Genomic DNA, 12,239 nt, shown 5'->3' with positions numbered 1-12,239 from the left:
AAGCTATGGAGGTTTACACCATGCGTCCCGCTCCCTTGCGGCCTGCCGCCACTGCTGTCGCTGCGTCCATGCAGCCTCAACGCTACCTGACCAACGACGAAGCTGCCGAGTACCTGCGCCTGTCGCCGCGCACCCTGGAGAAACAGCGCGTGATCGGTGGTGGCCCGCGCTTTCGCAAGTTCGGTCGCCGCGTCATGTACGCCGTGGCCGACCTCGACATATGGGCGGCCGACCGCAGCTTCGAGACGACTTCCGATCCCGAATACGCCGAGCATCATGCGGCGGACAGCCGTGCGCGCTGAACGCTGGCGCGCAGGTGGCCTTTGCCATGTCCAGCCCTGCGCTGCCGCACCGGCAGCAGCCGATGCAGGAACGCGAACAGCTCGACCTGTTCCGCGCCTTGCCCGGCGACATGGCGCCGCGCGACAGCCAGGACTTGATGGCCTATCCGTTCTTCTCGCTGGCGAAGTCGCGGCGCGTCGCGCCGATCGACTTCCGGGCGGGCAACGTGACGATCCGCGTGGAAGGCACGCAGGAGCACGGCATCGCCACGATCTGGGATGCGGACGTGCTGATCTGGGCGGCCTCGCAGATCGTGGAGGCGAAGGACGCCGGCCTGCGGCCGTCGCGGCTCATGCAGGCTACGCCCTACGAGATCCTGCGCTTCATCGGGCGCGGCAAGTCGCTGCGCGACTACCAGCGCCTCAAGGCCGCGCTCGACCGGCTGCAATCGACCACGGTGGCCACGTCCATCCGCGAGACGACGGGGCGGCGCCTGCACCGCTTCTCGTGGATCAACGAATGGAAGGAGCTGGCCGACACCAGCGGCACGCCGCTGGGCATCGAGCTGATCCTGCCGGACTGGTTCTATGCTGGCGTGCTGGACGCCGCCCTGGTGCTGACCATCGACCCGGCGTATTTCCGGCTGACAGGCGGCATCGAGCGCTGGCTGTATCGCTTGGTGCGCAAGCATGGCGGCAGGCAGGAATACGGCTGGCAGTTCGACTTCCGCTATCTGCACCAGAAATCCGGCAGCACCGCCAAGCCCTACGACTTCGCTTGCGACCTGCGCGCGCTGGTCGCGCGGCAGTCGCTGCCCGGCTACGTCCTGGGCATCGAGCGGATGCCGGACAGCGGCATGGAGCTGCTGACCTTCCGGCCCGTGCCGCCCACGGCACGGGGATAACTCCGGGACAAGCTGTGAATGGTGTCGTGCTATCAGGCGTGCGGGGTATCGTGCTATCAGGCGTGGCACTATCGTGCTATCAGGCGTGCCAATCGGCCGCAAACCCGCGCCAGCATTGGGTTTTCGCGCCCTCTAACATTCCTAACTTAAATTCTCTAACTTTTGGTAGAGCAGCGCCGTTTCGGTGGACAACTGCCGCAAGGCAAAAAGCGCCGCAGTCCCGAAGGCAAGAACAGCCCCAAAACCAACCCCGTTCGGCAAGGCAAAACCAGGCCGGCTTTCCCGATCGGAGGGCCGCGCCATGATCGTCGCCTTGCTCAACCAGAAAGGCGGCGTCGGCAAGACCACGCTCGCCACGCACATCGCGGGCGAGTTGGCGCTGCGCGGCCTGCACGTCATCCTGCTGGATGCCGACCCGCAAGGTTCCTCGCTGGACTGGACGCAGCGGCGCAGCCAGCAGGGTTTGCCCCGGCTGTTCAGCGCCGTGGGCCTCGCCCGCGAGACGCTGCACCAAGAAGCGCCGGAACTGGCCCGCCGCGCAGATCACGTCATCATCGACGGCCCGCCACGCATCGCGGCACTGGCGCGCTCCGCGCTGCTGGCGGCCGAGCGCGTGCTGATCCCCGTGCAGCCCAGCCCCTACGACCTGTGGGCCAGCGCCGAGATGGTGGCGCTGATCCGCGAGGCGCAGGTGTTTCGGCCTGCATTGCGCGCGGCCTTCGTCATCAACCGGCGCGTCAGTACCACCGTGATCGGGCGTGAAGCACGCCAGGCGCTCGCTGACCAGCCGCTTCCTGCGCTGCGCGCGGAAGTGCATCAACGCATCGTGTTCGCCGACAGCGTGGCCGCTGGTCGGCTTGCACGCGAGACAGCGCCGGACAGCGCCGCCGCGCGCGAAATCACTGCGCTGGTGGACGAACTGCTGCGGTGGACGCCATGAACGCGAAGCCGCCACCGAACGGCAAACGCACGGCCAAGCGCGTCGGCATCGGCGCGCGTCCGCCCGCGAATCCACACGCCGAGGCTTGGATTCGCCAAGGCGATGCCGATGCGCTGAGCAGGGGCGACCTCTACACGGCTCGCCTGACCCTCGACATCACGCCCGCGATGCGGGCGCGCATCAAGGTATCTGCCTTTACGCAAGGCGTGACTGTGGCCGACCTGCTGCGCGGTCTGCTGGAGCGCGAGTTTCCAGAACACCGCAGGGAGAACACCCCATGATTGCATTCGCTTCGTCTGCCGCTGTCGCGGTCACGGCTGCGCCGCTACCATCACCGGCCGCGCTTGCTGGCCAGCCTGCCAGCGCACCGCTGACGCGCGTGGCGCTGGCCTACATCGAGCCACGCTTCAAGCTCTATCTGCGCTTCGGCGAGCCGGCGCGCATCATCCGGCTCGACCGCTGGCGGCGCTGCGCCGTATTCCTGCCGAACGCGGTTCTGTGCCGTGTCCGCTGGCAGGCCAACGACTACGGCACCGTGCGCTGGCAGCTCATGATGATGCAGGCTTGCACGCCGCTCGATGCGGCGCAGCGCATTCCTGGCGTGCAGCCGGGTGCGCGCCTGCTGCTGCACGCCGAGGGCGAGAACCAGGTCCGTGCCGTGCTGGAACGCATCGACGCCATCGAGGCGCTGGGCATCGCGCTCGTCGCTGTCTCGCCCGCGTACTGGCGCACGCTCGCCAACCGGCTCGCTGCGCGCCTGCCACTGCCCGAATACACCGCAGAGCGGCACGCCGCCTGGCTCATAGGGAGGGCACTGCCATGACGCTTCCATCCGCCATTGCCGGTGCAGCGGGCATTCCGCCACGTCCTCGTTCGCGCCTGCGCGCTCGCCTCGTGCTGGCGGGCATATCCACCTGCGGCCTCGCTGCGCTGGCCTGGGCGTCCTTCGTGCATCCGCTGCCGCGCCTGATCTACAACCCGTCCGATAGCGTGGCGGTCGGCTGGTATAGCGTCGATCCGCTGGGCCACGGCACCGGCTCGCAGCCACGTTCCTTGTCCGTGGGCAGCATCGTCCTGACCGCGCTGCCGCCAGACGCCGCCGCGCTGGCCGCGCAGCGCGGCTACCTGCCGGCGAGCGTGCCGCTGCTCAAGCGCGTGGGCGCCGTTGCGCCGCAGGAGGTGTGCATCACTGGCCGCATCGTCCGCATCGACGGCGTGCCTTCGGCCGCCGTGCTGCCCGCCGACCGCTGGGGCCGGCCGCTGCTATCCTGGCAGCAATGCCGTCACCTCGAACCCGGCGAACTGTTCCTGCTCAGTGTGACCAATCCGGCGTCGTTCGATAGCAGGTATTTCGGGCCGGTCAGCGCATCCGTCGTGATCGGCGTCGCGCATCCGGTCTGGCTGGAGTCCCGCCCATGATGGCCGCCGACTCGCTGCACGTTGCCGTGCAGTTCATCGTGCCATAGGGCGTGTCGTTCTGCTGGCCGTCGCCGTGTCGTCGCGCGTGCAGTGCGGGTGCCAATACTTCGCATTGGGCACCGCACTTCGCGCTGCCTCCGGCGCAGCCGTCCAACGTGCAGGCGTCTTGCCACGAACACGGCTGGCCTACGGCCATCGCCGTGTTCGCCGGCGCGCTGGTTGCTCGCGCAACAGCGCTGCCTGGCCGCCGCTGCCCGGAGCGCCAGCGAGGGGCAAAGGCGGAAGGCAAGACAAAAGGACGCGGCACCGGGCCGCGTCGAAAGCCAGTCTGCACGTGGGGGTGGCGCGGCACGCATCGGCTTCGCCGCCGTGCCGCGTGGGGCGCGGGGCCCGCGCCGATGCAGGCATGTCCGCGTGCTTCGCACGCCCGGACACGCCATAGCTTGCAGGGAGAGCGGCCATGACCGACCGCCGCGACGACGATTTCCGGGTGCGTCCGAGCGCCCCAAAGAACCGAGGCAAGGGCCAGGGCCAGGGCTTCGTCTCCAAGGTGCTCAAGCAGGCGGGCAAGGCCAGCGGCGGCAAGTCTTCAGTGCGCCGTCCTGGCGGCAGTGGCAAGGGCTCCGGCCAGCGGCCCGGCTCGCGCCTGGGGCGCGGCCATACGGCGGCGCGCTTCGCCGGCGCGAAGCTGACGCCCATGTCGCGGCGCGTGACCATCAAGACGCTGCTGGTCAATCAGCGCAACGCCAGCCCCCAATCGCTGGCGAAACACCTGCGCTACATCGGGCGCGACGGCGCGGGCCGCGATGGTGAACCGGGCCGGGCCTACGGGCCGCAGACCGACGAAGCCGACCTTGACGCCTTCAAGGAGCGGGCCGCCGACGACCGGCACCATTTCCGCTTCATCGTCTCCCCGGAAGACGGCGCCGAGCTGGACGACCTGCGCACCTACACCCGGCATCTGGTGAACCGCATGGAAGCCGACCTGGGCACGCGGCTGGATTGGGTGGCAGTCGATCACTGGAATACCGACAACCCGCACACCCACCTGATCGTGCGTGGGCGCGACGATACCGGCAAAGACCTCATCATCGCGGGCGACTACATCGCCCACGGCTTCCGCCATCGGGCCGCCGAACTGGCGACCGAATGGTTGGGGCCGCGCACCGAGCTGGAGATCCAGCAGACCTTGACACGCGAGGTGAATCAGGAGCGATGGACGAGCCTGGATCGCACGCTGCAACGCGAGGTCGGCGAGGGTGGCCGAGTGCAGATCGAACACTTCAACGAACCCCGGCTGCAACGCCAGCGCCTGCTGCTGATCGGCCGCCTGCAACACTTGCAGTGCCTGGGCCTGGCCGACGAGACGCAGCCGGGCACTTGGGCTGTCCATGCCGATGCGGAGAAAACCTTGCGCGCCCTCGGCGAGCGTGGTGACATCATTCGCACCATGCAACGGGCCATGCGCGGCGAGCTGCGCGAGCTGGCGGTGTTCGAGCCGGGAGACGATGGCCGAACCATTCTCGGGCGCGTAGCCGCGAAAGGGCTGGCCGACGAGCTGCGCGACCGGGGCTATCTGGTCATCGACGGTGTGGACGGCAAGGCCCATTACGTCGCGCTCAACGCCCGCGACGAGCCGGCGAACTATCCGGCCGGCGCCGTGGTGGAAGTGAAGGGGGCGGCCGACGTGCGTGCGGCCGATCGCAACATCGCCGCGCTGGCAAGCGGTGGCCTATACCGCACCGACCATCACCTGGCCGTCGCGCAGGGTCAGGCCGTACCGGGCCGTGATCCGCAGGAGGTCGTGGCAGCCCACGTTCGCCGGCTGGAAGCCCTGCGCCGCGCCGGCATCGTGGAGCGTGTGGCCGAGGGGCTATGGAAGGTGCCTGGCGACCTGCCAGAACAGGGTCGCCGCTACGATGCGCAGCGCCTGGGCGGCGTGGCCGTGGAGCTGAAATCGCATCTGCCCATCGAGCGGCAGGCCCGTGTCATCGGCGCCACCTGGCTCGACCAGCAGTTGATCGGCGGCGGCTCGGGCTTGGGCGACCTGGGCTTTGGTGGCGAGGCCAAGCAGGCGATGCAGCAGCGTGCCGACTTCCTGTCCGAGCAGGGGTTGGCCGAGCGGCGAGGGCAGCGCGTGATCCTGGCGCGCAATCTGCTGGGCACGCTGCGCAATCGGGAACTGGCGCAGGCGGCCAAGGACATTGCTACCGAAACCGGCCTGGCGCATCGCCCGGTGGCTGATGGCCAGCGCGTAGCCGGCATCTATCGGCGCTCTGTCATGCTCGCCAGCGGGCGCTATGCGATGCTCAATGACGGCATGGGCTTCAGCCTCGTGCCGTGGAAACCCGTGATCGAGCAGCGGCTGGGCCAGCAGCTCGCCGCGACGGTACGTGGCGGCGGCGTGTCATGGGAGATTGGAAAACAGCGCAACCTCACTATTTGAAAAATTCTCTCGCCCTCGGATTCAGCGTGGCCCTTCTGCTTCAATCGGGCGTTTTCAGTACCTCAACGTATCCAATCAGCTCGGCCGAATAGCTGCCATCTCCATTGGCCGCGCCCTTGTGTTTCAACTCACGTTGCAACGTTGGCTCCACGGTGTGGGCAAACAACGCCAGCCGCTGCTCCGGTGTAAAACTCGGCGAGATCGCCGATGCTTGCAGATACCGTTCGCATTGCCGCTCAATAGTCGGCACCCGTGTCCCGTCCTGCTTGACTGCGATGGGCTGCACCACCACACGGCGCTCACCGTTGCCGGCAGATGCCTCCACCATCCACAAGGACAGCAGCACCGGCTCGTCAACATCCCCAGCCACCGCAAAGCCGATGTCTTCGGGCGTCACGCTGCGCCAGCGGCCCAGCTCTTCCTGTACCAAGGGGTGATCCAATCCAATCAGTTCCAGATCGTCCCTGCTGGTGGCGGTATCGCGGTTCAGTGTGAACCGTGCACGGCGCGTGCCATCCACTGTCACAAGGTCGTAGGTTTCTTCGTCCACCTTCAGCAGCTTCTGCTGGCGGTCTGCCACGGCCGCCGACAGAAAACGCACCAGCCGATCCAGGCTGGAGGACACATCCGAGAAGGGCTGGTAGTCATCGAGGCTGAAACCGTCAAGGTCTTGAAACAGGTCGAACACCACCTGCCGTGCCTCGCGGGAATTGGACAGTGCCGCTTCCAGCTCCACCTGTGTGCGTTTCAGTTCAGGGTCAGACAGCGCCTCCTGGTACAGGCGGTCGTAGTTCAACCGTTCGGAAAGCTGTCCCAGAATCTGCGCCCGAAGGTCTTCGGCCACATTGCCCTGGTCATCGACTTTGCCGACCGTGCGTGCAATTTCAGTCAACTTCTCGTCCAGCAGCAGGAAGATGCGCCCCTCGATGGTGTCCGACAGCACGAGGTTGTAGACCTGCGCCGTGTGGTTCTGTCCATAGCGGTGAATGCGCCCGATGCGCTGTTCCATGTCCATCGGGTTCCACGGCAGGTCGAAATTGAACAGAATGCGCGCAAATTGCAGATTCAAGCCCTCGCGGCCAGCCGCTGTACACACCAGCACACGTGGCCCGTCTTTCAGGCGGAACTTCCGCTCTGCTGCCAGCTTGGCACCGTGATCGCCGCCACGCAGCACCACCACGCCCTGGCCGGGATAAGCCTGTTCAATTTCGCGGGCAATCAGATCGACCGTGCCGAGGTAGGTGGCGAAGATCACGATCTTTTCATTGGCGTTCTGCCGCCACAGATGCCCCAAACCATCGAGCAGCTTTTGTGCCTTGGTCTCGCGCTGCTGCGGGAAGATGCGCAGCAATTCACCAATGCGCAGGCGCTCCTCGGGCAGATGCAAATCCACCACAGCAGACGCTGCCTCCTCGGCGTGCGTAGCCGAATACTCGCTGCCATAGGGGTCGGAGGCCATTTCCAGCGCCTCTTCATCCAGCTTCTTCACCAGCCGGTACTTTAGGTCCGCCAACACGCGATCCACCTCGCTGCGCCCAACGCTGTCGCGCGGCAAGCCAAATTCCTCGTGAATCAGCTCGCGTGCTTCCTCGGTCAGGCGTTCGCGGCCTTCGATGTCCAGCTCCTTGTCGCGCAGAAATGCCTCGTGCAGCGTCAGCATCAACAAGCGGCGCTTGAGCGTGCGGCGCACGGCAGCAAAGCTCGATGCCGCGATCTTCTGGAAGATCGCCATCAAGAAGCCCAGTGCGCGCCCCTGGTTGCCCTGGCGGCGGGCCAGATCGAACCCGTCTTCCAGGTATTCGCGCAGCTTCTCGTAAAACAGCCGCTCCTCCTGATTCATCAGGAAGGACTCGGTATGCACCCAGCGCCGGGCAAACAGCGGTGAGCCATCGGGCTGGCAGGCATCGGCCTTGGTACGGCGGAACATCACCGTGTTCAGGCGATGGCGATTTTCCAGCATGTCCTCGGGACTGCCAAACAGCGTGGGGTTCAAAAGCTGCGCCAGCATCCAGAACTGGAAGTGATTGCCTTGGTGCGGCGTAGCAGACAGAAGCAAGAGATCCCGCGCGTGATCCTTCAGCGCTTCGGCCAGCTTGTAGTTTTCCGTCTTGCGCACCTTGCCGCCCGTGCGGTGGGCAGTCAGGTGATGCGCTTCGTCAAACACCACCAGATCCCAGCGTGGCGCATCCAGCAGGCGCTTGATACGGGCAGGGCGCTTCAAGGTGTCGATGCTGGCAATCAGCCGGTCGTGTTTGGCGAAGGCATTGGTCTTGCGGTCGGTGACATCGCCTTCGGAGCCAAACACCTCGAAATCGAGGTTGAACACCTCGTTCAATTCGCGGTGCCAGTTGTTCACCAAGCCTGCGGGCACCACCATCAGCGCCCGGGTCAACTCGCCCCGGCTGGCCAGTTCACGCAGAATCAGCGCGGCCTCGATGGTTTTGCCCAAGCCCACCTCGTCGGCGATCAGGTAACGCCGTGGTGATGCAGTCGCAATGCGGTGCGTCAGCACCACCTGGTGCGGCAGCAGGTCAATGCGCGCCGAGGTGAGTGCCGAGGCGCTTTCCATCACCGGCAGTGCGTGCGCCTCGAAAGACAGCCAGGCCTTGCGTGCCCGGTCTGAGCCGCCTGCTACCGATTGCAGAATGCGCTCGGTGCGGGTGCGCTCACGGCGTACCGAACTGGCCGGCACGCGGCGCTCGCCCACCACCCCGAAGAACGCGCGCAGATAACCATCGTGCGCGGGTTCGAGCACCACGCCTGGACCGAATTCAGTGTGGGTGATGCGCTCGCCGGGCTGAAACGAATCCTGAAAATCGTCTGCTTGCACGCGCTGGCCTCAAGTAATCCGCAGGTGAAACAGGCCGGCCGCTTTCGCGCCCTCGCGCAGCAAAATTTCCTGCGGGTACTCGTTGGCCTCACCCCACAGAAGGCGCCCAAAGTCGAGTAGTTGCCCCCGATGCGGCGCTTCGCACAGCCAGGTCACTGCGTCGGTGGAAGCCTGCACGCGCAAACGGCCTTGGCCCTGCGGCAGCCAGAAAATCAAGGCGGCTTCGCCTGCGTATTCATCCTGAAATGACAGGATGGCGCGTTTGATCGTGTCGCCCAGCCAGATTTCGCCTTGATCGGGTGCCAGCAGGTCCAGGCTGCCTTCCAGCCCGGCCACCACCAACGTCTGCCCGCCGTTGCTGGGCAGATCATCCGGCCAGCCCTGCGCACCGGGGGCGGCGGCCTGCAAAAACTGCCGCAGGCTCCAAACCTCGCCCGCCGCGCACACCGTGTTGCGTGCCTCCTCATCCCACAGCCAGCTGGTGCCGCGCCGTTGCCATACCGTATCGAGCACCTGCCTCATTGCGTGTACTCCTCATCGTCATCGAACAGCGAAACCTGCTGCGGCTTGGGCGCCTGGCTGGCTTGCCAGGTGGAGAAGATCGCCACCGCGCGCGACGCCGCGTTGCGGGTGGTCTGATCCGAGCCGTTCTTTTGCAGCCATTCCAGCAGCGGCTTGAGCGCTATGTGCGGCTTGAAGTTGTCGTTCGTTAACGTGTCCGAGGCATTGATGCCGCTGCCATCGACACAGGCACCGATCAGCACCATCGCCTGATCGAGATCAGAGGTGAGCTTGCGCCTGTGCTTACCCGACCAATCGCGGGCGAAATCGAGCGGATTGGTGCGCGTAAACACCTTCTTCTCTTCGATGCACCAGCCACGCTGTACAAATTCATCCGGCGTGGTGATGGTGCCGCGCAGAAACTTCTGCAACTGGTCGCGCTTCATTTCAGTCGCAGCCCCGAAGGTGCGCAGGAACTGTCGTGACATCGGTTCGGCATTGACCGGCGGCGGTTCCTTGCCCTTGTCGGCGTCTTCGTCGATGAGTTGGTTGATACCGACCAGCGCGTCGCGGACGGAGATGGTGCGGCCTTCATCCACATAGACCTTGCCGTAGTGGCGAGAGAAGTATTCCAGAGCCTTGCCGCGCCGGATGACCTGAATGTCGGCGGCGGGCAGACCTTCCTTGGCGTGATTCTCCAGCATGGCTTGCAACTGGCGCACATCGGCCATCACCTCGCGGCGCATGCGACCCCAGCTCACCGGCTTGGGCTCCTCGGTGCGCTTGCGGCAGACGTGGATGATGTCGAATTCAATTGTTCTGGAACCGAACTCACCATCGCCCTTTGTTTCGTCGGAGCGGATGGGATAGGTTGCTTCGAGGTAGTACCCTGCGTCGAACAGCGACTCCAACACCGCCACCCAGGGCTCATCCTCGCTGTGGTGGAAGGTGAAAGCTAATATGCCACCGGGTTTAAGCGCGCGATGTGCCTCACGCCAGCACTGAGTCAACAACCGCTGATAAAAGCCATCCGGATCTTCGGGCTCGCGGGCGCGATTGGCGACGGCCTCCAGCGATTTTGGCGTGTATTCGGCGCTGAAATATTCCGGGTATTTACTCTTCAGCACCAAACGAAGCCAGACGTAGAAAAAATCAGACAGCTCCGAGTAATGGAGCAGTCCTCCGAAAGGAGGGTCAGTAATGACTAAATCAAGGCTGGATTCGGCGTACTGCTGGAGATCTGTTGAGGATCTGCACAATACATCTGCACCTGTAAGTACATCGCCAAGAGCCAGTTTTGTCGATTTCCCTGATGTTTGCGAACCAATGCTGGGAAAATTGATGTTAAGTCTCTCGTTGCTCACCAGTTCAGTCGGTGAGGCCAGCCAATTTAGTGCGTCCAGCAATGAATCGAGTGACGAATTCCAGTTACCTCGCCCGAGATGGGCGAAAACGCTGTTCTCTACAACCGTAGACTTTGGGTGGAAATTTTGATTGCTCAGGCTTGGGGCAACACAGTCTTGCTGAATGTCCCAAAAACACATCATATTCTGATGCTGGAGGTATCTGTGAAACGCACCGAGGACGAACTCCCGCACACCCCATTCGTGGTCTCCTGCTGTTGCGATAGCCTTTAACAGTAAGGCATGAACCAAACGCTGCCGTGGGCTGAACATCGTCCACCAGTGGGTGAAACCGTGGTTCGGCACACCTCCTTGCAGGTGATGGGTCATAAAACCGTAAGGAAGCTCGGATCGCGGCCAATAGTCCTTCAAATCAGCGTCCTTGCGCTCCTCCCATTCCGCTAAAACTGCGTCGTACTGTCGAGCATGTGTTCTATCGTAGGCTGCGAAAAAGCGACCACTGTAGGGCTTTCCTGCCGCATCGCGCTTCGGTGCGTAACCCTGTACTGCATAGGCCGCCATCGGCCCCGTCTTGCCAGTGGCCTTGATGGTGGTCAATACGTCCTGCACCGTGCCGCAAGCCGCGCAGGCGTAGTGCGATTTCTTAGGCACCGTGCCCCTCGACGGCGCGAAGGTGGCGCCCGTTTCCGGGTCGGTCACTTCATTAGGCAACGCGCCGCGCACTTCCAGTAGGCGAATATTCGCAGCGCGTGCCGCATCCCACCGTGTGGTCGCCGCCACGTCGTCCTGCGCCGAACCGCCGTAGGGCTGGCTATTCGCATCCTGCTTGGCTTCGCCCGCCAGCCATTGCGGATGCACCAGCAAGCTCAGTTCCACCTTCTTGTTCTTCCCCTTGCCCAGATTCGCAAGCTCAGCGTGCCCACAGTGCGGGCAGATCACACCGCGCCTTTTGTCGAGCACGGAGAAAGGGTATTCACTTGGAGCGACAACCAGCGGCGCATCCGGCGCCATCCGTGCGGCTTCCTCCTCAACGTGGAATTCACCGCCGCATTGGCCGCAGGTGTGTTCCCAGTGCTTCACACTGATGGTCTTCACCGCCATCACCGGACTGGTCATGATCGGCGTGCGGTGGCCACAACCGGTGACCTGGCAAGGGCCATGTTTGGCCCAAAAGGAGTAGATGACCTCCGGGCCTTCGTAGCGGTAGTCCTTGCGCTCGCCCTGCGGAATGGTCAGCGGGTCGAAATCGGCAGGCATTGCCTTGTTCGACGGCAGGTGCGTCCATGTGCCTTTCTCGCCTTCCGGGCCGTCGCAGTAGTAGTACGGCATGATCTGTGGCTTGACCTCAGCCTCGATGTCGGCGAGCAGCTTCTTGACTTGCTCAAGATCGACGTTGGCCAGCTCTTGCTTGACCACGAACCACGCGACCGGGTTGAGGTCGTTGCCGAACATCTGCATGCCCAGGCGCGATCCCTCCACCAAAGTGGTGCCGCCACTTTGAACCGCCCCGGGATTCCTGGAGGCTCCAACTCTTGAGAGGATGGAGTCATGAA

10 protein-coding genes are annotated in these 12,239 nt (G+C 64.4%); 7 read left to right on the top strand and 3 right to left on the bottom strand.

Translation table 11 applies throughout. The annotated features are described in order from the left end of the window. The first annotated feature begins 20 nt into the window (after positions 1 to 20). The 7 genes from RYM47_RS17175 (at position 21) to RYM47_RS17145 (ending at position 5,991) form a co-directional block, all read left to right on the top strand. Positions 21 to 302 carry a helix-turn-helix domain-containing protein gene (locus RYM47_RS17175; protein WP_023127562.1) on the top strand — a complete coding sequence of 94 codons (282 nt, stop codon included), beginning with the start codon at positions 21 to 23 and terminating at the stop codon, positions 300 to 302. A gap of 26 nt (positions 303 to 328) precedes the next feature. Further along, positions 329 to 1,186, top strand: coding sequence for a replication initiator protein A (locus RYM47_RS17170; protein WP_315389491.1), 858 nt, complete (start codon positions 329 to 331; stop codon positions 1,184 to 1,186). Positions 1,187 to 1,487: 301 nt separating this feature from the next. Beyond that, positions 1,488 to 2,126 carry a ParA family partition ATPase gene (gene parA / locus RYM47_RS17165; protein WP_315389489.1) on the top strand — a complete coding sequence of 213 codons (639 nt, stop codon included), beginning with the start codon at positions 1,488 to 1,490 and terminating at the stop codon, positions 2,124 to 2,126. Further along, a complete protein-coding gene (locus RYM47_RS17160; RefSeq protein ID WP_023127560.1) occupies positions 2,123 to 2,407 on the top strand; it encodes a hypothetical protein in 285 nt (94 codons plus the stop codon). The genes parA and RYM47_RS17160 overlap by 4 nt, the downstream gene beginning before the upstream one ends. Continuing rightward, positions 2,404 to 2,949 (top strand): DUF2840 domain-containing protein, encoded by a 546-nt coding sequence (locus RYM47_RS17155; RefSeq protein WP_023127559.1) that lies wholly within the window; start codon positions 2,404 to 2,406, stop codon positions 2,947 to 2,949. Before RYM47_RS17160 ends, RYM47_RS17155 begins: the two co-directional genes overlap by 4 nt. Next, on the top strand, positions 2,946 to 3,545 hold the full coding sequence (locus RYM47_RS17150) for a S26 family signal peptidase (protein ID WP_023127558.1): 600 nt from the start codon (positions 2,946 to 2,948) through the stop codon (positions 3,543 to 3,545). The genes RYM47_RS17155 and RYM47_RS17150 overlap by 4 nt, the downstream gene beginning before the upstream one ends. Before the next feature lie 460 nt (positions 3,546 to 4,005). Then, entirely contained in the window at positions 4,006 to 5,991 is a 1,986-nt protein-coding gene (locus RYM47_RS17145; RefSeq protein WP_053506342.1) for a relaxase/mobilization nuclease and DUF3363 domain-containing protein, read from the top strand. Positions 5,992 to 6,031: 40 nt separating this feature from the next. Here RYM47_RS17145 and RYM47_RS17140 read toward each other — a convergent pair whose 3' ends face one another. The 3 genes from RYM47_RS17140 to RYM47_RS17130 are packed head-to-tail and all read right to left on the bottom strand — an operon-like array spanning position 6,032 to position 12,144. Further along, positions 6,032 to 8,821, bottom strand: coding sequence for an SNF2-related protein (locus tag RYM47_RS17140; RefSeq protein WP_053506343.1), 2,790 nt, complete (start codon positions 8,819 to 8,821; stop codon positions 6,032 to 6,034). 9 nt (positions 8,822 to 8,830) lie between these two features. Beyond that, a complete protein-coding gene (locus RYM47_RS17135) occupies positions 8,831 to 9,343 on the bottom strand; it encodes a hypothetical protein (RefSeq protein WP_053506344.1) in 513 nt (170 codons plus the stop codon). After that, a complete protein-coding gene (locus RYM47_RS17130) occupies positions 9,340 to 12,144 on the bottom strand; it encodes a DUF1156 domain-containing protein (RefSeq protein ID WP_216666848.1) in 2,805 nt (934 codons plus the stop codon). The genes RYM47_RS17135 and RYM47_RS17130 overlap by 4 nt, the downstream gene beginning before the upstream one ends. Positions 12,145 to 12,239: the final 95 nt, after the last annotated feature.

The organism is uncultured Stenotrophomonas sp. (assembly GCF_963519125.1).
GTDB lineage: Bacteria > Pseudomonadota > Gammaproteobacteria > Xanthomonadales > Xanthomonadaceae > Stenotrophomonas.
The sequence above is the reverse complement of the archived record's forward strand: the minus strand, read 5'-3'. Positions and strand labels throughout refer to the sequence as shown.

Coding starts and splice junctions, on each gene's coding strand:
- RYM47_RS17160 (WP_023127560.1), top strand. CDS start 2,123: ATGAACGCGAAGCCGCCACCGAACGGCAAACGCACGGCCAAGCGCGTC.
- RYM47_RS17145 (WP_053506342.1), top strand. CDS start 4,006: ATGACCGACCGCCGCGACGACGATTTCCGGGTGCGTCCGAGCGCCCCA.
- RYM47_RS17155 (WP_023127559.1), top strand. CDS start 2,404: ATGATTGCATTCGCTTCGTCTGCCGCTGTCGCGGTCACGGCTGCGCCG.
- parA (WP_315389489.1), top strand. CDS start 1,488: ATGATCGTCGCCTTGCTCAACCAGAAAGGCGGCGTCGGCAAGACCACG.
- RYM47_RS17150 (WP_023127558.1), top strand. CDS start 2,946: ATGACGCTTCCATCCGCCATTGCCGGTGCAGCGGGCATTCCGCCACGT.
- RYM47_RS17135 (WP_053506344.1), bottom strand. CDS start 9,343: ATGAGGCAGGTGCTCGATACGGTATGGCAACGGCGCGGCACCAGCTGG.
- RYM47_RS17170 (WP_315389491.1), top strand. CDS start 329: ATGTCCAGCCCTGCGCTGCCGCACCGGCAGCAGCCGATGCAGGAACGC.
- RYM47_RS17175 (WP_023127562.1), top strand. CDS start 21: ATGCGTCCCGCTCCCTTGCGGCCTGCCGCCACTGCTGTCGCTGCGTCC.
- RYM47_RS17130 (WP_216666848.1), bottom strand. CDS start 12,144: ATGCAGATGTTCGGCAACGACCTCAACCCGGTCGCGTGGTTCGTGGTC.